Origin of the sequence: Palleronia pelagia (assembly GCF_900110115.1) — a bacterium.
GTDB lineage: Bacteria > Pseudomonadota > Alphaproteobacteria > Rhodobacterales > Rhodobacteraceae > Palleronia > Palleronia pelagia.
In genome coordinates this window covers 61,081-77,402 of the sequence record NZ_FOCM01000008.1, presented here as the reverse complement: position 1 = coordinate 77,402, position 16,322 = coordinate 61,081, and the positions used below count along the sequence as shown (strand labels likewise).

Below are 16,322 nucleotides of genomic sequence, written 5' to 3'. Positions count from 1 at the left end.
AGGCACAAATGTCAAAAGGCTCCCCTGATGGAAATGTGAGTGCGGATACCGGCGCGCTGGCCGACGCTGCCCGAAAAGCGGGCGCGCGTGGCTTACCGCCGGTCGACAAGTGGGATCCGCCCTATTGCGGCGAAATGGACCTGGTGATCCAGCGCGACGGCACATGGATGCACGAAGGCACGCCGATCGGGCGGTCAAAACTGGTGCGGCTCTTCTCGACCATCCTCAAGCGCGAGGGCGACGACTATTTCCTTGTCACGCCGGTGGAAAAACTGGGCATCAAGGTCGAGGACGCGCCCTTCGTCGCAGTCGACGTGGCCGAGGTCGACGGCGGGCTGCACTTCACGACCAACGTGGGCGACACGGTGTGCGCGGACGCCGATCATCCGATCCGCGTGACCCGCGACCCCGACACGGGCGAGCCTTCGCCCTATGTGCTGATCCGTCGCAACCTCGAGGCGCTGATCGACCGCAAGAGCTTCTACCGACTGGTCGACATGGGCGAGACCGCCACGCACGAGGGCGAGGAATGGTTCGGCGTGCATTCGGCCGGTGTGTTCTTCCCGATCATCCCGGCGGCCGAGCTGCCCTGAGCCGCACGTTCAGCTGTCGTGGCCGGTCAGCCGCGCGGCCTCGTCGTCGATGGCCTGCTGAAGCACCCGGTGATAGTGCAGCCGCCTGAAATACGACGACGCCTGGTCGGTCTGCGGGCGACGCGGGATGAACATGCGCGTGCCGTCGGCCCAGCCCACGCGGAAGGACCGGCTGGCCGCCACCAGAAGGTTCGAATGGCCCGAGTTGCACAGGACCGTCAGGCGCAACTCCGAGACCTGTTCGTCGTGGTCGGACAGGTCCAGGTGATCCAGCGCCCGCTTCAGGATCGTCCCGAAATTGCCCGCATCCAGGTAGCTGCCCGAACTCAGCGGTCCCTGGTTCGTCGCATCCCCCGGACTGTCGATGTCGTCGGCACCCAGCTCATCGCGGTCGGTCACGAAGCTGCGGTTCAGGGTATCGCCGATGCACACGTCGGCGATCAGCGCCGTCAGGTAGATCGGCTCGGCGCCCATGTTCGACACGAAGCACCGCGCGCTGTCCCCCGTACCCGCCGTGCGGCTGATCAGGACGATGGGCCGCCGCTGGCGCAGGTAGCCCATGGCGAAGATCTGCAGGTAGACGATCCAGATAAGCGCCATGAGCGCCGAGAGCGCCAGGCTCAGGATCTCGCTGTTTTCGGATATCCAGTTCATGCCGCCCAACTCGGGCGGGGGCGCGACGGTTTCACGCAGGTCGCGGCGTCAGTCCTGCTGCGGCTCGACCGTGGCGTGGGCAATGCCGAACCGGTCGTTCAGCGCCGCCTTCACCGCCCGCGCGGTCGCGACCGGATCGGATCCCGCGATCAGCACGACGCGGGCCTCGACGCTCGTCTTGCCCTCGTCGATCTGCCACAGGTGCAGGTGACTGATCCGCGCCACCCCCTCGACCCCGTCGATGGCCTCGCGCACCGCGCCGGTCTCGACCTCGGGCGGCGTGCCCAGCATCAGCAGGCGAATGGCCGGGCCGATCTCGGCCACGCCGTGCCACAGGATGTAGGCGGCGATGCCCAGCGTCACGATCGGGTCCACCAGCCGCCAATCGTAAAGCAGCACGAGCGTGCCCGCGACGATCACCCCGACCGACCCCAGCGCGTCGGCCAGGTTGTGCAGGAACGCCGCGCGGATATTCATCGACCCTTTCGCCATGGCGTAGGTCAGGAAGGCCGTGACCAGGTCGACCACCAGCGCGATCGCCGCGAGGATCACCACGATCCAGCCATCGATGGGCTGCGGGTCGAACAGGCGTCCGATCCCCTCGTAGATCAGGAAAAGACCCAGCACGATCAGCGTGGTCAGGTTGACCAGCGCCGCGACCACCTCGGCCCGGCCATAGCCGAAGGTCATCTGGTCGTCGGCGGGCCTTTGGGCGATGCGGCGCGCCACCAGCGCGATGATCAGGCTCAGCGCGTCCGACAGGTTGTGCAGCGCGTCCGCGATCAGCGCGAGCGACCCGGACAAAAGCCCCCCGACTACCTGCGCGACCGTCAGGACGATGTTGACCCCGACGGCCAGCGCGACGCGCCGGTCGCCCTCGGGTCCCGCGTGATGGACGTGGTCATGGGGCATGGCACAGGCCTAGCAGGAAATGCGCGGCGAGCGCCACCAGCCGCGCGCCAGGATCAGGCCGCCTTGGTGCCGCGCGCCGGGTAGTCCTCGTCCCGGATGAAATCGACCTTGTCGAGCAACTCGGCCAGGTCGGGCCGCGCGAAGGGCGAATTCGACACCGAGGCGAGGTATAGCTCGCCGTCCGGGCGCACCCAGAAGACGGCCGGCTCGGCGAAGACGTCGGCCTCGGCGTCCTTGATGGCCCTGGAGACATACAGCCCCCAGTCAGCCGCCTGCGCCTCGGTCAGGCCATAGCCCATGGGGATCGGGTCGAGGCCCCAGTTCTCGTGCGCCTCGCGCGCGCGGTCTTCCGTGTCCATCGAGACGTGGATCGTCTCGACGCCCTTGGCGAGGAAGTCGTCGTAAAGCTCGCGCACCTGCGACAGGTACTTCTTGCACATGGGGCAATGCAGCCCGCGATAGACGATGATCTGGGTGAACGCCCTGGGCGACTGGTCTTCCAGCTTCCAGCGGGTGCCGATGATCAGCGGAATGTCGAGCGCGGGGGCCTTCTGTGCGGCTTCGGGTGTCTGGGGCATGGGGTGTCCTTTCGGTCGTCTCTGTGTTTGTGCGACCAAGGCCCGCGCCCGAGATGCGGTTCCTGCGGTGTTTCCGCCCACCGTGCCGCTCAGCGCCGCGGGGGTCGCGGACCCGCTCTATTGCCTCCCTGTCCCGAGAGGCCAAGTTCGGCCGGGTCGACCTCGCGCCATTGGCCCGGCTCGAGACCGTCCACCGAGACATTCCCGATGCGCCAGCGCACCAGCCGCAGACAGGGAAAGCCCACCGCGGCGCACATCCGGCGCACCTGACGGTTGCGCCCCTCGCGCAGTTCAAGCCGCAGCCAGCTGTCGGGGACCGTCTTGCGCACGCGCACCGGCGGGTCGCGCTCCCACAGGTCGGGCGGGTCGATGGCCTCGGCCCCCGCGGGGCGCGTCGGCCCGTCCTTCAGCTGCACACCGACGCGCAGCTGGGCCAGCGCGCCGGCGCTGATGCGCCCCTCGACAAGCGCGAGATAGCTTTTCTCGACCCGGGCCGAGGTGATGCGCGCCTGCAGCCGCCCGTCATCGGTCAGCAGAAGCAGCCCCTCGCTATCGCGGTCCAGCCGCCCGGCGGCATAGACGCCCTTGGGCAGGTCCAGACCCGACAGCCCCTGCCAGCGTCCCTCGTCGGTGAACTGGCTCAGGCGGTTCATGGGCTTGTTGAGCGCGATCAGCATGGGGCGAACAGGGGCGCGGGCATGGACCGAACCATAGGGTGAAACGGGCCGGGGCGACAGCGCGGTCGTGCCGCCCCGGTCCCCGCGGGTCACATCTGTTCGGTCTGCGCCGCGGATTTCTCACGCGCCTTGCCGAGATCGGGCACTTGGCCCTCGGGTTCGGCCTTGTCGCGCGCGGTATAGGTGCCGCGCCCGTCCATGGACGGACCGCCATTGGTCCAGACGCCCTGCGGCGTCTCCTCGTCGAGCGACGTGTTGAGGAAATAGTAGCTGTGTTTCATCGCCTCGTGTTCCTCGGGCGTGGAATTCGGAACCGGCATGCATTTCTCGATGCCGCCCAGTTCCTCGATCGCGGCGAGCCATTGCTGCTGATGCATCGTGTCGCGGGCGATGAGGAAAGACAGCATGTCCTTCATGCCGGCATCGTCGGTCATGTTGTAAAGCCGCGAGGCCAGGACCCGGCCGGACGACTCGGCCATCGCGTTGGCCAGCATGTCGGCCCCGATATTGCCCGTCGCGTAGATATGGCTCATGTCGAAGGGGACGCCGTTGGCATTGACCGGCATCGCCGACAGGCCGGAGGACAGAACGTGGCGCGGGTTCATACCGCCCATGATCGCACCGACCACCGAGTCGGCGGCCCCGGCTTCCTGGGCGTCGAGCGGCGCCTTCTCGAGGTTGAGCGCGACGGCATGGCCCAGGAACTCGATATGGCTGAGTTCCTCGGTGGCCGTCATCATCAGCATGTCGCGAAAGCGCTTGTCGCCTCGCGCACCCATGGCCTGAAAGAAATACTGCATCGCGACGCGGATTTCGCCTTCGACGCCGCCAATCGCCTGTTGAAGATATTTCGCGAAGACCGGGTCAGGCGTGTCGACGCGCACTTCGTATTGCAGCTTGCTTGAATGATGGAACATGAAAGGTCCTTCGGTTGGGTTGCCCGTACCCAACCGGAGGCTCCTGCGACAGTTCCACGCTTTGACAATCGGGGAAATTAGTGGGCGGCGGCCCAGGTGGCGCCCTGCCCCGCGTCGACCTCCAGCGGCACGGACAGGTCCACGGCGGGCAGAGACGCGCCCTCCATCACCTCGCGCGCGGCCTTCACCAGGTCGTCCTCGGCGCCCTGGTCCACCTCGAACAGCAGTTCATCGTGGACCTGCAGCAGCATGGTCGCCGGAAGGTCCGCGATCGCGTCCTCCATGCGGATCATGGCGCGGCGGATCACGTCGGCGGCCGTGCCCTGGATCGGCGCGTTGATGGCCGCGCGCTTGGCGAAGCCCGCGCCGGGGCCCTTGGCGTTGATCTCGGGCGTGTTGATCCGGCGACCGAACAGCGTCTGGACGAAGCCGTGTTCCTTGGCGAACTTCACCGTCTCGTCCATGTAGTCGCGGATGCCGGGGAACCGCTCGAAATAGCGGTCGATGAAGCCCTGCGCCTCGTCACGCGGGATGCGCAGATTGCGTGCCAGGCCGAAGCCCGAAATGCCGTAGATCACGCCGAAATTGATCGCCTTGGCCTGGCGGCGGATCTCGGGCGTCATCTGGTCCAGCGGCACGTTGAACATCTCGGACGCGGTCAGCGCGTGAATATCCTGCCCATCCTTGAAGGCCTGCTTCAGTTCGCCGATCCCGGCGATGTGGGCCAGGATGCGCAGCTCGATCTGGCTGTAGTCCAGCGCCACCAGCGTGCGCCCCTCGGGCGCGACGAAGGCCTCGCGGATGCGGCGGCCTTCCTCGGTGCGGATGGGAATGTTCTGCAGGTTCGGCTCGGTCGAGGCGAGACGCCCGGTATTCGCCCCCGCGATGGAATAGGACGTGTGTACCCGGCCCGTTTCCGGGTCGATATGGTCCTGCAGCGCGTCGGTGTAGGTGCTTTTCAGCTTGCTCACCTGCCGCCAGTCCAGCACCAGCCCGGGCAGCTCGTGCTCGGTCGCCAGGTCTTCCAGGATATCGGCGCCGGTCTGGTAGGCGCCGGTCTTGGTCTTCTTGCCGCCCGGCAACCCCAGCTTGTCGAACAGGATCTCGCCCAGCTGCTTGGGGCTCGACACCTTGAAGTCCTCGCCCGCCAGCTCGCGGATCTGGTCCTCGAGCCCGGCCATCTTCTGCTCGAACGCGCCCGACATGCGGCTCAGCACGTTGCGGTCGACCTTCACGCCGGCCATTTCCATCCGCGCCAGAACGGGGATCAGCGGCCGCTCGAGCGTCTCGTAGACCGTGGTCACGTGACTGCGGTGCAGCTGCGGCTTGAACAGGTGCCACAGCCTCAGCGTGACATCGGCGTCCTCGGCGGCGTAATTCACCGCCTTGGCGATCTCGACCTTGTCGAAGGTGACCTGGCTCTTGCCCGTGCCGATCAGTTCCTTGATCGGGATCGGGCTGTGGCCGAGGTAGCGTTCGCTCAGCGTGTCCATGCCGTGGCCGTGCAGGCCGGCGTTCATGGCGTAGGACATGAGCATGGTGTCATCCACCGGCGCCACCTGCACCCCCAGCCGCGCCAGCACCTTGCAGTCGTACTTGGCGTTCTGGAGGATCTTCAGGACCGACGGATCCTCGAACAGCGGCTTCAGCAGCCCCATGGCCTCGTCGAAGGGGATCTGTCCGTCCGACAGCGCGTCGGTCGCGAAGAGGTCGGCTTCGGCGTTTTCCTTGTGGCCGAGGGGGATGTAGCACGCCTCGCCCGGCTTGATGCACAGCGACACGCCCACCAGCAGCGCCTGCATCTCGTTCAGGGACGTGGTCTCGGTGTCGATGGCGACGTAGCCGCGGGCATGGGCGCGCGCGATCCAGTCCTTCAGCGCGTCGGTGTCCTTCACCCAGGAATAGCTTTCGGGAAAGGCGACCTGCTCGGCCTCCTCGCGCGGGGCCGCGCCATCGTCGGTCTGGTCGCGGATCACGGGCGCCTCGATGCCCAGCGCGTCGGACACGCGCTTGGTCATGGTCCGGAATTCCATCTGCGTCAGGAAATCGAGAAGCTCCTGCGTCACCGGCTCGCGCACCTCGAGACTGTCGAGATCGTAATCCAGCGCCATGTCGCAATCGAGCTGGACCAGCTGTTTCGACAGGCGGATCTGGTCGGCCTTCTCGATCAGCGTCTGGCGCCGCTTGGGCTGCGGCACTTCATGCGCCCGTTCAAGAAGTTCGTCCAGGCTACCGAATTCATTGATCAAAGTGGCAGCCGTCTTGATGCCGATCCCGGGTGCGCCGGGCACGTTGTCGGTGCTGTCACCGGCCAGCGCCTGCACGTCGACCACCCGGTCCGGGCCGACGCCGAACTTGGCGCGCACGCCCTCGTCGTCGATGCGGGTGTTCTTCATGGCGTCGAACATCTCGACCCCGCCGCCCACCAGCTGCATCAGATCCTTGTCCGAGCTGATGATGGTGCAGCGCCCCCCGGCCTCGCGCGCACGGCAAGCCAGGGTCGCGATGATGTCGTCGGCCTCGAATCCCTCCTGCTCGAGACAGGCGAGGTTGAAGGCGCGCGTGGCCTCGCGCGTCAGCGGGATCTGCGGGCGCAGGTCTTCGGGCATCTCGTCCCGGTTGGCCTTGTAGGCGTCGTAAAGGTCGTTGCGGAAGGTGTGGCTGCCCTTGTCGAACACCACCGCCGCGTGGGTGGGCGCGTCGGGACCCTTGTTGTCCTCGATCATCTTCCAGATCATGTTCACGAAGCCCGATACGGCCCCGATGGGCATCCCGTCCGACTTGCGCGTCAGCGGCGGCAGCGCGTGGTAGGCGCGGAAGATGAAGGCCGAGCCGTCGACCAGATGCAGATGATGTCCCTTGCCGAAGGCCATGGCGTTCTCCGTCGCTGCTGGCCCGTGTCATCGCGCGGGCGCGCGGCGGAGTCCAGCGTCAGCCGCCGAAGAGACCGTCGAACAGCCCCGAGAAGAACCCGCCGATCCCCGTGAGAAGATCGCCGACCGGTCCGAAGATGTCGCCCACCGCCTCGACGATCGAGATCAGCAGCGCCACGCAGGCCATGAGCACCGCCAGCCACCAGATGAACTGGAAGGTGATGGCCGACAGGCCCAGCCCCGTCGCCATGGCGGCCAGCCGCGTCGACCCTCTGCGCGAGACCGAGATAGCCGCAAGCCCGACGGCCAGCGCCCCGATCACCGGCCCGGCCAGCCCCAGCACCCGGTCGATGTCCCAGCCGCGCGGGACGGGCGCGGGCTGCGGCGCACCGGTCACGGCCCGCCAGGCCGACGCGCGGATATCGCCCGCGATTTCACCGATGCTCACACCCACCGGCTGCTGCGGGGCGAATGGTCCGCCGAAGATGTGGATCATCGCGACCAGCAACGCCGTGGCGCCCATCAAGACCGCCAGCATCCCCAGGCGCATGTCGCCCGCCGGCCTGAAACCCTGTGCCATGCGCACATCCTCCGAAAATCCGGAGGCGAAATTACCCGTCGATTGGGTCGAAACTGCGGCGCGCATCGGTGCCGTCGCACAGGCGTTCGCGCAACTGTGGCCCGGGGACACGGTCGGGCCGTTCGGGGTCCCCAGGGGGCAGCCGCCAGTAGTCGCGCAGATCCCGCCAGTCGTCGGGATCGATCCGGCGCGACTGGCAGAAGGCGATCGGCTCGGGCGCGCCCAGGTCGCCGCCGCGCAGGTCGATGCTGTGCCCGACCTTGCGGCTCAACCCCTCGATCCGGAAGGTCAGCGGCTGCGGGTAAAGGTACGGCGCCCCGCCCTCGGGCGTGATTTCGAGAACGTAGGTGCCGACCGGAACCAGCACGCGGAAGAAGGCGCCGCCCTCGACCCGCGCGGTATAGGCCACGTCCCAGCTGTCGGGTTCGCGCAGCGCGATCATCAGGTCACGCCCCGGGTCAGACTTGATCGCCAGCGGAAAAACCAGCGGCAGGCCGCTGTAGTTGCGCAGGATCCCGTATTTCGGCTCGGCCGCCACCGCCGGTGCCAGCAGGCACAGGCACAGCAGGGCCAGACGGATCAATGGTCGTCCGCGCCCTCGGCCAGCACGAAGCGCTTGTCGCAATAGCCGCACTCGACCCAGCCGCGTTCCTCGGGGATCTGGAGCCAGACCCGGGGATGGGTCATCTCGCCGTCGCAGCTGACGCGGCGCGTGGTCACGGTTTCGGTCTCGGGCGCGTCGAATGCGCCGGTGGGCGGCAGGTCGCCTTCGAGGTCGACGGGTTTCTCGGACATGGGTCCCCTTGCGCAAGCAGCTTGCCCCGCCGTGTCGCGGGGCCTAGGTCTGTGCCGATGATAAACATCGCGCCACCGCCGACAAGGGGAGCCGGACTGCAATGACCGACAACGCCATCGAGATTTCGGGGCTGTCCAAGACCTATGCCGGTGCGGGCTCCGAGCCGCCGAAGCAGGCGCTGAAGAACATCGACCTGACGATCCCGCGCGGATCCATCTTCGGGCTGCTGGGGCCGAACGGCGCTGGCAAGTCGACCCTGATCAACATCCTTGCCGGTCTTGTCGTGAAATCGGAAGGCAGCGTGAAGATCTGGGGCTTCGACCAGGACGTGAACCCCCGTCAGAGCCGCGCCGCCATCGGCGTCATGCCGCAGGAGCTGAACCTCGACCCGTTCTTCACCCCGCGCGCCTCACTCGATGTGCAGGCGGGCCTTTACGGCGTGCCCCGATCCGAACGCCGGACCGACGAGATCCTCGACATGATCGGGCTTGCCGACAAGGGCGAAGCCTATGCCCGCAACCTGTCGGGGGGCATGCGCCGCCGGCTGCTGCTGGGCAAGGCGCTGGTCCACTCGCCGCGCATCCTGGTGCTGGATGAACCCACGGCCGGCGTCGATATCGAGCTGCGCCAGATGCTGTGGCGCAACGTGCGCAAGCTGAACGAGGACGGGATGACGATCATCCTGACCACCCATTACCTCGAAGAGGCCGAGGAGATGTGCGACGAGATCGCCATCATCAATCAGGGCGAGATGCTGATCCGCGACACCACCGCCCGGCTCATCAGCCTCATCGACACCAAGACCCTGGTCATCAAGCCCGACGACACGCCGCCCGCGGACATCCCCCTGCCTCCGGACGCCGAGCTCGAACGGCGCAGTGGCGGGATCCTGGCCATCAACTACGCCAAGACCAAGACATCGCCGGGCGACATCCTGGCCGCGCTGCGCGACGCGGGCGTGACCATCGCCGACGTGTCGATCGAGGAGCCGCATCTCGAGGACGTGTTCCTGGACCTTACGCGAAACGCGCAGACCCGCGCGGCCTGAGCACGAGGACCGGGCGACGGAACATCGGCCCGCCCTTCGCAGTTTGGATCAGCCAAGGGCCGGAAAGGCCCACCACTGCCGCAGGAATTGTCCGATGTTCGTCACCCCCTCGATCCGCCAGGCCCCCTCCACCGAAGATCACGTCTTCGCCTTCCACATCATGGGCGAAATCACGTCCGACGAGATGGAGGCCATGGGTGCCTACATGAACGAACAGTTCGAGCACCACGACAACGTTTCGATGCTGCTGATCTTCGACCGCTTCGAAGGGTCCGAGGCCGGCGCGGGCCTGAACTGGGAAAGCCTGAAGGCGCAGCTCAAATCCGTGGCCAAGGTCGACCGCTATGCCGTTGTCGGCGCGCCCTCGACCCCGTCGCGCCTGGTCGAGGTCTTCGGCAAGGTGCTGCCCCTGAAGGCGCAAAGCTTCGACCGGGGCGACGAGGACGCGGCGTGGCAGTTCGTGGGCGCTCGCCCGGCCTGACAGGCTGAACCGCGCCCGCGCCTTCCGCCCGGCAGTTCTCGCGGGCGCATGACCGGCCGTCAGGCCTTTGCCAGCATCCGGCCCAACGGCCGCCCCGCCAGGATGTGCAGGTGATAGTGCGGCACCTCCTGCACCCCGTGCGCGCCCGCGTTCGAGATGGTGCGATACCCCTCGCCCGCTCCGCCCGGGCTGATCCCCGCCTCGGCCACGATGCGCGCCGAGACCCGCATGAAATCGACCAATTCGGCGTCGCTGGCATTGGCGGCGAAGTCATCATGGCAGACATAGGCGCCCTTGGGGATCACCAGCACGTGCACCGGTGCCTGGGGCTGGATGTCGTTGAAGGCCAGCGTGTGCTCGGTTTCGAGCACGGTGTCGTTGGGGATCTCGCCGCGCAGGATCTTGGCGAAGATGTTCTGGTCGTCGTAGGCGAAGGGCATCTGCGGCTCCGTTGTTAATAGCTTTCACCCAGCTTTCCGGATCCTCGGGCGGGGATCAATCGGCAAACAGGTGTTCGGACTCGGCCAGTGCGCAGGCCGTATCCTCGTCCACCGACAGAAAACCGGCTAGCGCAGCCGCGTTCGACGTGGTCGGATGATCCTCCCGCAGGCGCGAAAGGTGTCCGAAGCCGGCGCCTTTTATAGCGTCGCTTTCGAACTGGAAATCGGCGCGGATCGTCGGCAGGAGGCGCGCCAATGTGGCTTCGGGGCTGGAGGGTCCGGCCAGCCCGACGCGGCGGGCGTGCCCCACAAGGTATTCATCGGAGAAGTCGCATTCGATCTCGAGGATGCGGGTCCGGGCGCTGTCGCTTTCGAAGTCGCGCATGAGGTCAAGCGCCGAGGGATCGAGACAGATCAGCAACCGGTCGGACTTATGATAATCGAACAATAGCCGGATCAGCGCACGGCGGTGCCGCGTGCGCTTCTGCATGCTGTTCTCGATCCCGCCCAAGTCGGGAAGCGGGCAGCTGTCCTCGTGGAACAGATACTCGATGCAGGGAATTTCGGTCCGTTCGCGGATCGCGACCAGAAGGTGTTTCGCCACGTGCCATTTCTTGCACACGACGATCAGCAATTCCCGGTCGCGCCCCATGGATGCCTCGCGCTCCCAGAACCGCGGGGCGAAGCGGCGCCCGTGCCTGCCCCGGTTCGTCAGGAAATGGAACAGGCTCCGCCCTTCGTTCGAGATATGGAATTCAGTCCCGCGACTGATATAGAGCTTTCCCAACAAGGATTTCAGATCGGTCGCGCCGGGGCTGATCTTGCGCGCGAACAGGTAATCCTGCGCGCAGAGCAAGTCGAAATGGTCGTTGTAGAACGACACCGGCATCCCGTAATCGGTAAAGATCAGGAAGGTCGGCGTGCGGTTGCGCAGCTCGACCCGGGGCACCAGATGGCAGACCAGGGTCTGGAAGAAGGTCTCGTCCGGGATCCAGGTGGTCCGGAAAAACCGCACGATATCCGGGCGTTGTCCGATAAAGTCCAGCACGCATTCCAGGCTCGACCGGCGCAGGCACCACCATTGCGACCCGATCATGATCCGAAGATCCTCGGGGATCCGCCGTGTCAGGCGCAGCCTTTGCTGCGCGGCAAGCGACGCGTAAAACAGCCGCTTCTGGGTGCGTTCGTTGAAGAGGTGGCGATAGACCAGTCTTTCATCCTTGAAGCCCGTCTTGATCCAGTCCGAGCTGAAGAAGTCGTTATGCTCGATGTAGTCGCAATCCTCGCGGTCGAGAAAGGCGCGGCAATACTCGGCTGACTTGATCGGCATGCAGTCGCCCGACAGCATGTAGAAATGCGTGGCCCGGGGAAACGCCTCAAGCGCGCTCCGCGCCGCCAGGATCGTTGCCGCCACAAGGCTCCATTCGCCCCAGCCGCATTTGATCCGCCGCGGTGTCAGCGTGACGCGGGGATTGTCCGCCAAGTCGGCGGCGATGACGGCGTGATCCGCATCATTGGCGCGACCGTCGAAATGGATGGCGACGAAATCGCCCGCGGCGGTGATCCGTCGCGCCTGGGCCACGATCGCGGGCGCATCCTTATGGCAAAGTAGCAGATATGCGATATTCGCCATCGGCCCGCCCCAATCTGGTCTCGGTCTTCCCTTTGGGTTTGATAGCCCGGTTGGGCGGTGCGATAACAGTCTTGAACGGCGCAATCGACAGCCGCGTTCGCGATTGAACGCGCGAGGCGCCCCGGGGGATGACGAAAGAATGGGATTTCCGGGAGTCTGGATGACCTCCAGTGAAAGCATGGTCTACCGGGTCGTGCCCAAATGCGCCTGCTCGACCATCGGCCAGATCATGTACTATTCCGATCACGGCGAATTCTACGACGGCGACATCCACGACGCGAAGTCTGGGATGCACAAGTGGGGCATCGACGAAAGCCAGCCCGAGATCACCCGAAACGTGAAGGCCCATGACAGCCTGAGCTTCACCTGCGTGCGGAACCCCTATACCCGCGTGCTGTCCAGCTTCTTCGACAAGATCTGCGGCATCCAGCGCAACGGCCGCCGCTATCGGGGCAACCTCGTGCCGCTCCTGATCCAGAAATACGGGATCGAGGTCGGCGGCGACGACGGCAAGCAGGAGTTCGACCAGATCGCGTCGTTCCGGCGGTTCCTGCTGTTCGTGCGCGACACCATCCGGTTCCGCAAGCCAATGGATCCCGACATCCACTGGTCCGCCGTAGCGGGCCACGTGGGTACACTGGTCGCCAATGGCGGCCGCTACGACCAGATCTTCTGGACCGAGGATTTCAACACCGGCATGCAGCGGGTGCTGGACGCGGTCGAGACGCCGCATCCGGTCGAGCTTTCACAGATCCCGCGGTTCAACGAATCCGAAGGCCACGGCCCCAAGCGCGCGCACCCGGTCGAGGACTATTTCGACGACCTGTCGATGCACCTGATGTGGGAAATCTACCACCGTGACTTCAAGCTGTTCCGCTATGATTTCGACATCCCGGCCAACAAGATGCCGGTGGGCGAGATCGACCTGGACGAGGTCCACGCCAAGCTGGGCGACTGACCGCGGACGATCCCGGATCGCCGGGGCAGGTTCACCCGGGATAGTCTTCCGACAGCCCCCCGAATGACCTCGCCCGACGGCAACCGCGAGCGGTCTCAGACCAGCCCCGCCTCGCGGAACAGCGCCATGACATTGGCCTGCGGGCGCGGGCCCACGTGGCCGATCACCTCGGCCGCCGCGATCACGCCCATGCGACCGCAGGTTTCGGCCGGCAGGCCCAGCGCGTAGCCGTAGATGAACCCGGCGGCGAACTGGTCGCCCGCGCCCGTGGCGTCCACCGGCGTCACGCGATGCACCGGCACCTCGACCCGTTCGCCGTTCCGGATCACGACGACGGGATCGCCCGAGCGGGTGCAGACCACGGTATCGCAGGCCTCGGCGGCCTGCGCCAGCGCGTGCCCAAGGTCGCATTCGTAAAGCGTCGTCCACTCGGCCTCGTTGCCGATGACGTAGTCCAGCTCCCCCGAGATCAGCGCCTTGAAGTCCGACCGGTGGCGGTCGGCGCAGAACGGGTCGCTCAGGGTCAGGCCCGCGCGGCCGCCGGCGGCGCGGATCAGCTGCGCGGCGCGCCGGAAGGCCGTCTTCCCCTCGTCCTTGTCGAACAGGTAGCCCTCCAGGAACAGGATGCCGCCGCCGTCGAAGGTCGCCTCGGGCACGTCGTCCTGCGACAGGTCGGCGCCCGCGCCCAGGTAGGTATTCATCGACCGCTCGCCATCGGGCGACACGAAGATCATGCTGCGCGAGGTCGGCAGGTTGGCGTTCTCGACCGGCGCGTTCGGAAAGGCGATGCCATCGTCGCGCATGCCCTTCGCGTAGGACCGGCCCAGCCCGTCGTCGCGCACCTTGCCGATGAAGGCGGCCTCCATCCCCAGCCGCCCCAGCCCCGCGATGGTGTTCGCGACCGACCCGCCGGGCGTCTGGATGCGGTCGGACATGGCGGCATACAGCAGCTCGGCCCGCTCGCGCTCGACCAGCTGCATGATGCCCTTCTCGATTCCCATGTTCTCGAGGAACGAGTCGTCGGCGTGGCTGATGACGTCGACGATGGCGTTGCCGATGCCGATGATGCGGGGGGTGTCGGTGGTCATTCGGTCTTCTCCTCGAAGGGGCACAGGTCACGGATCAGGCAGGCGGGGCACTTGGGCTTGCGCGCCACGCAGACGTACCGGCCGTGCAGGATCATCCAGTGATGGGCGTGAAGTTGATAGGGCGCGGGCACGTTGTCCTCGATCGCGCGCTCGACGGCGACGACATCCTTGCCCGGCGCGATGCCGGTACGGTTGCCCACGCGGAAGATATGGGTGTCGACGGCCTGGGCGGGATGCTTCCACCACATGTTCAGCACCACGTTGGCGGTCTTGCGGCCCACGCCCGGAAGGCTTTCCAGCGCGGCGCGCGAACACGGCACCTCGCCGCCATACTCGTCCACGAGGATGCGGCTCATCTTCAGGACGTTCTTGGCCTTGTTGCGATAGAGGCCGATGGTCTTGATGTGCTCGATCAGGCCGTCCTCGCCCAGGTCCAGCATCTGCTGCGGCGTCGTCACCTTGGCGAACAGCGCGCGGGTGGCCTTGTTGACGCCCGCGTCGGTGGCCTGTGCGCTCAGCGCGACGGCCACGACGAGGGTATAGGCGTTCACGTGTTCCAACTCGCCCTCGGGCGTGGGTTCGGCCGCCTGGAAACGGGCGAAGATCTCGTCGATCACGTGATATGGCAGCGGCTTGCGCATGGCGGGTTTCATGCCCCACCCGCCCCGATGCCGCAACCGGCGATATGCGGCGCGTCAGCAGGCCTGGCTGTAGCGTCCCGGCCCGGTGTCGGCCGTACTGTCGATCCGGTGCGCCACCAGCCGGGCGAAACGGATGTCCTCCAGTTCCAGCACGCCGTCCTCGTCCAGCCGTCCGGCCCCGGGCAGCGCGTCCAGCGCCGCGTGCGCCCGCGCGATCATGTCCGGGGCCAGATCACCGGTCAGCGCGGGAAGATCGGCCCGGCCGTCGCACATCAGCGCCGCGATCACCCGCCCCATGGCGCGGGCGGCCGGGCCGACGACGATCCCGCGTGCGCCGGGAAGCTGCCCCTGTTCCACCATCTGCGCCCACAGCGCCGTTGCGGGCGCGTTCTGGACGAAGCCCTGCGGCAACTGCGAGATCGCCGAGGGCCCCAGCCCCACCAGCGGCAGGTCGGCATCCACGGTGTAGCCCTGGAAATTCCGCCGCAACGCGCCCTGCGCCGCGGCCACCGCCATCGAATCGCCCGGGCGGGCGAAATGGTCGATCCCGATCGGCACGTAGCCCGCCGCCATCAAGCGGCTGCGCGCCGTGTCGGCCAGCAAAAGCCTCTCGCGCGGCCCCGGCAGGGCGGTCGCGTCGATCAGCTTCTGACGCTTCGCGGCCCAGGGCACATGGGCATAGCCGTAGAGCGCGATCCGGTCCGGCATGAAGCCCAGCGTCGTATCCAGCGTCGCCAGAAGCCGCGCGGGCGTCTGGTGTGGCAGACCGTAAAGCAGGTCCACGTTCAGCGACCCGATGCCGCCCGCCCGGATCAGGTCGACCGCGCGCGCGGTCTCCTCGGCCGATTGCAGCCGCCCGATGGCGCGCTGCACGAGCGGATCGAAATCCTGCACCCCGATCGAGGCCCGGCTGAGACCCAGCCGCAGCAGGGCATCGCGTCGCGCTGGCCCGAAATCGCAGGGATCGATCTCGACCGAGACCTCGGCGCCCGAGGCAAAGAAGAATCCTTCCCCCAGCAATGCGCCAAGCCGGTCGAGCTGATCGGCCGACAGGATCGTCGGCGTGCCCCCCCCCAGGTGCAGGCTGGCGACCTCGACATCATGGGGCAGCTCGGCGCGGGTCAGCGCGATCTCGTCCGCAAGCGTGTCGAGATACCGTTCGAGCGGTGCCTCGGCCTGCGTCCCCTGTGACCGGCAGGCGCAGAACCAGCACAGCCTGCGGCAGAATGGCACGTGGAGATAGAGCGCGATCCGCGCGCCCGGTCGGATCTCGCCGAGCCAGCGCGTCTTCGCGGCGCTGCCCACTTCCGGTCCGAACCGGTCCGCGGGCGGGTACGAGGTATAGCGCGGAACGCGCGCCGTCAGGAGGGCGGTGGTGAGCGGATCATCTGTCATGTCGCGATCCTGACGCCCGCGACGTCGCGGCGGCATTGATCCAAGTCAAGTGGACGCA

The 16,322-nt window shown here is 66.8% G+C and carries 18 protein-coding genes; 4 read left to right on the top strand and 14 right to left on the bottom strand.

Annotation, left to right across the window (positions count from 1 at the left end):
* The first annotated feature begins 8 nt into the window (after positions 1-8).
* Positions 9-593: a DUF1285 domain-containing protein gene (locus BMX96_RS15750; protein WP_091846358.1), complete on the top strand. Its 585-nt coding sequence runs from the start codon at positions 9-11 to the stop codon at positions 591-593.
* 9 nt (positions 594-602) lie between these two features.
* Here the strand turns inward: BMX96_RS15750 and BMX96_RS15745 are convergent, their stop codons facing one another.
* From BMX96_RS15745 to BMX96_RS15705, 9 genes are all read right to left on the bottom strand, one after another.
* Entirely contained in the window at positions 603-1,247 is a 645-nt protein-coding gene (locus BMX96_RS15745; RefSeq protein WP_091846357.1) for a hypothetical protein, read from the bottom strand.
* A 48-nt stretch (positions 1,248-1,295) separates the two neighbouring features.
* Entirely contained in the window at positions 1,296-2,159 is an 864-nt protein-coding gene (locus BMX96_RS15740) for a cation diffusion facilitator family transporter (protein ID WP_091846356.1), read from the bottom strand.
* Positions 2,160-2,212: 53 nt separating this feature from the next.
* Positions 2,213-2,737, bottom strand: a complete 525-nt coding sequence (locus BMX96_RS15735) for a redoxin domain-containing protein (protein ID WP_091846355.1) — start codon at positions 2,735-2,737, stop codon at positions 2,213-2,215.
* 89 nt (positions 2,738-2,826) lie between these two features.
* The gene (locus BMX96_RS15730) at positions 2,827-3,414 is read right to left on the bottom strand and encodes a pseudouridine synthase (RefSeq protein ID WP_091846354.1); all 588 of its coding nucleotides are present in this window, start codon (positions 3,412-3,414) and stop codon (positions 2,827-2,829) included.
* Between the two features lie 89 nt (positions 3,415-3,503).
* Positions 3,504-4,331: a manganese catalase family protein gene (locus tag BMX96_RS15725; RefSeq protein WP_091846353.1), complete on the bottom strand. Its 828-nt coding sequence runs from the start codon at positions 4,329-4,331 to the stop codon at positions 3,504-3,506.
* 77 nt (positions 4,332-4,408) lie between these two features.
* The gene (gene polA / locus BMX96_RS15720) at positions 4,409-7,204 is read right to left on the bottom strand and encodes a DNA polymerase I (protein ID WP_091846352.1); all 2,796 of its coding nucleotides are present in this window, start codon (positions 7,202-7,204) and stop codon (positions 4,409-4,411) included.
* Positions 7,205-7,262: 58 nt separating this feature from the next.
* On the bottom strand, positions 7,263-7,784 hold the full coding sequence (locus tag BMX96_RS15715; protein ID WP_091846351.1) for a hypothetical protein: 522 nt from the start codon (positions 7,782-7,784) through the stop codon (positions 7,263-7,265).
* 31 nt (positions 7,785-7,815) lie between these two features.
* A complete protein-coding gene (locus tag BMX96_RS15710) occupies positions 7,816-8,367 on the bottom strand; it encodes a hypothetical protein (protein WP_091846350.1) in 552 nt (183 codons plus the stop codon).
* Entirely contained in the window at positions 8,364-8,546 is a 183-nt protein-coding gene (locus tag BMX96_RS15705; protein ID WP_373280056.1) for a zinc-finger domain-containing protein, read from the bottom strand. Before BMX96_RS15705 ends, BMX96_RS15710 begins: the two co-directional genes overlap by 4 nt.
* 134 nt (positions 8,547-8,680) lie before the next feature.
* Between BMX96_RS15705 and BMX96_RS15700 the strand changes: the two genes are divergently transcribed.
* Both BMX96_RS15700 and BMX96_RS15695 read left to right on the top strand, forming a co-directional pair.
* Positions 8,681-9,628 (top strand): ABC transporter ATP-binding protein, encoded by a 948-nt coding sequence (locus BMX96_RS15700; RefSeq protein WP_091846349.1) that lies wholly within the window; start codon positions 8,681-8,683, stop codon positions 9,626-9,628.
* Positions 9,629-9,722: 94 nt separating this feature from the next.
* Positions 9,723-10,109: a SpoIIAA family protein gene (locus BMX96_RS15695; protein ID WP_091846348.1), complete on the top strand. Its 387-nt coding sequence runs from the start codon at positions 9,723-9,725 to the stop codon at positions 10,107-10,109.
* Between the two features lie 59 nt (positions 10,110-10,168).
* On the opposite strand, the gene BMX96_RS15690 is transcribed toward BMX96_RS15695, so the two are convergent.
* Together BMX96_RS15690 and BMX96_RS15685 are read right to left on the bottom strand one after the other, a co-directional pair.
* Positions 10,169-10,549 carry a histidine triad nucleotide-binding protein gene (locus tag BMX96_RS15690; RefSeq protein WP_091846347.1) on the bottom strand — a complete coding sequence of 127 codons (381 nt, stop codon included), beginning with the start codon at positions 10,547-10,549 and terminating at the stop codon, positions 10,169-10,171.
* Positions 10,550-10,604: 55 nt separating this feature from the next.
* A complete protein-coding gene (locus BMX96_RS15685) occupies positions 10,605-12,182 on the bottom strand; it encodes a DUF5928 domain-containing protein (RefSeq protein ID WP_091846346.1) in 1,578 nt (525 codons plus the stop codon).
* Between the two features lie 139 nt (positions 12,183-12,321).
* Between BMX96_RS15685 and BMX96_RS15680 the strand changes: the two genes are divergently transcribed.
* Positions 12,322-13,140 (top strand): sulfotransferase family protein, encoded by an 819-nt coding sequence (locus tag BMX96_RS15680; protein ID WP_091846345.1) that lies wholly within the window; start codon positions 12,322-12,324, stop codon positions 13,138-13,140.
* Positions 13,141-13,235: 95 nt separating this feature from the next.
* On the opposite strand, the gene BMX96_RS15675 is transcribed toward BMX96_RS15680, so the two are convergent.
* Genes BMX96_RS15675 through hemN form a run of 3 tightly spaced genes read right to left on the bottom strand, consistent with a single transcriptional unit; the run spans position 13,236 to position 16,264 of the window.
* On the bottom strand, positions 13,236-14,228 hold the full coding sequence (locus BMX96_RS15675) for an adenosine kinase (protein ID WP_091846344.1): 993 nt from the start codon (positions 14,226-14,228) through the stop codon (positions 13,236-13,238).
* Complete coding sequence (nth, locus tag BMX96_RS15670) at positions 14,225-14,869, bottom strand: endonuclease III (RefSeq protein WP_091846343.1); 645 nt, start codon at positions 14,867-14,869, stop codon at positions 14,225-14,227. Before nth ends, BMX96_RS15675 begins: the two co-directional genes overlap by 4 nt.
* Positions 14,870-14,923: 54 nt before the next feature.
* Positions 14,924-16,264, bottom strand: a complete 1,341-nt coding sequence (hemN, locus tag BMX96_RS15665) for an oxygen-independent coproporphyrinogen III oxidase (protein ID WP_091846342.1) — start codon at positions 16,262-16,264, stop codon at positions 14,924-14,926.
* Positions 16,265-16,322 lie beyond the last annotated feature (58 nt).

Excerpts from the sequence above, each read along its gene's own strand:
- BMX96_RS15700 (WP_091846349.1), top strand. The coding sequence starts at position 8,681 with ATGACCGACAACGCCATCGAGATTTCGGGGCTGTCCAAGACCTATGCC.
- BMX96_RS15690 (WP_091846347.1), bottom strand. The coding sequence starts at position 10,549 with ATGCCCTTCGCCTACGACGACCAGAACATCTTCGCCAAGATCCTGCGC.
- BMX96_RS15695 (WP_091846348.1), top strand. The coding sequence starts at position 9,723 with ATGTTCGTCACCCCCTCGATCCGCCAGGCCCCCTCCACCGAAGATCAC.
- BMX96_RS15715 (WP_091846351.1), bottom strand. The coding sequence starts at position 7,784 with ATGGCACAGGGTTTCAGGCCGGCGGGCGACATGCGCCTGGGGATGCTG.
- BMX96_RS15745 (WP_091846357.1), bottom strand. The coding sequence starts at position 1,247 with ATGAACTGGATATCCGAAAACAGCGAGATCCTGAGCCTGGCGCTCTCG.
- BMX96_RS15730 (WP_091846354.1), bottom strand. The coding sequence starts at position 3,414 with ATGCTGATCGCGCTCAACAAGCCCATGAACCGCCTGAGCCAGTTCACC.
- polA (WP_091846352.1), bottom strand. The coding sequence starts at position 7,204 with ATGGCCTTCGGCAAGGGACATCATCTGCATCTGGTCGACGGCTCGGCC.
- BMX96_RS15735 (WP_091846355.1), bottom strand. The coding sequence starts at position 2,737 with ATGCCCCAGACACCCGAAGCCGCACAGAAGGCCCCCGCGCTCGACATT.
- BMX96_RS15680 (WP_091846345.1), top strand. The coding sequence starts at position 12,322 with ATGGGATTTCCGGGAGTCTGGATGACCTCCAGTGAAAGCATGGTCTAC.
- BMX96_RS15675 (WP_091846344.1), bottom strand. The coding sequence starts at position 14,228 with ATGACCACCGACACCCCCCGCATCATCGGCATCGGCAACGCCATCGTC.
- hemN (WP_091846342.1), bottom strand. The coding sequence starts at position 16,264 with ATGACAGATGATCCGCTCACCACCGCCCTCCTGACGGCGCGCGTTCCG.
- BMX96_RS15740 (WP_091846356.1), bottom strand. The coding sequence starts at position 2,159 with ATGCCCCATGACCACGTCCATCACGCGGGACCCGAGGGCGACCGGCGC.
- BMX96_RS15685 (WP_091846346.1), bottom strand. The coding sequence starts at position 12,182 with ATGGCGAATATCGCATATCTGCTACTTTGCCATAAGGATGCGCCCGCG.
- nth (WP_091846343.1), bottom strand. The coding sequence starts at position 14,869 with ATGCGCAAGCCGCTGCCATATCACGTGATCGACGAGATCTTCGCCCGT.
- BMX96_RS15750 (WP_091846358.1), top strand. The coding sequence starts at position 9 with ATGTCAAAAGGCTCCCCTGATGGAAATGTGAGTGCGGATACCGGCGCG.
- BMX96_RS15725 (WP_091846353.1), bottom strand. The coding sequence starts at position 4,331 with ATGTTCCATCATTCAAGCAAGCTGCAATACGAAGTGCGCGTCGACACG.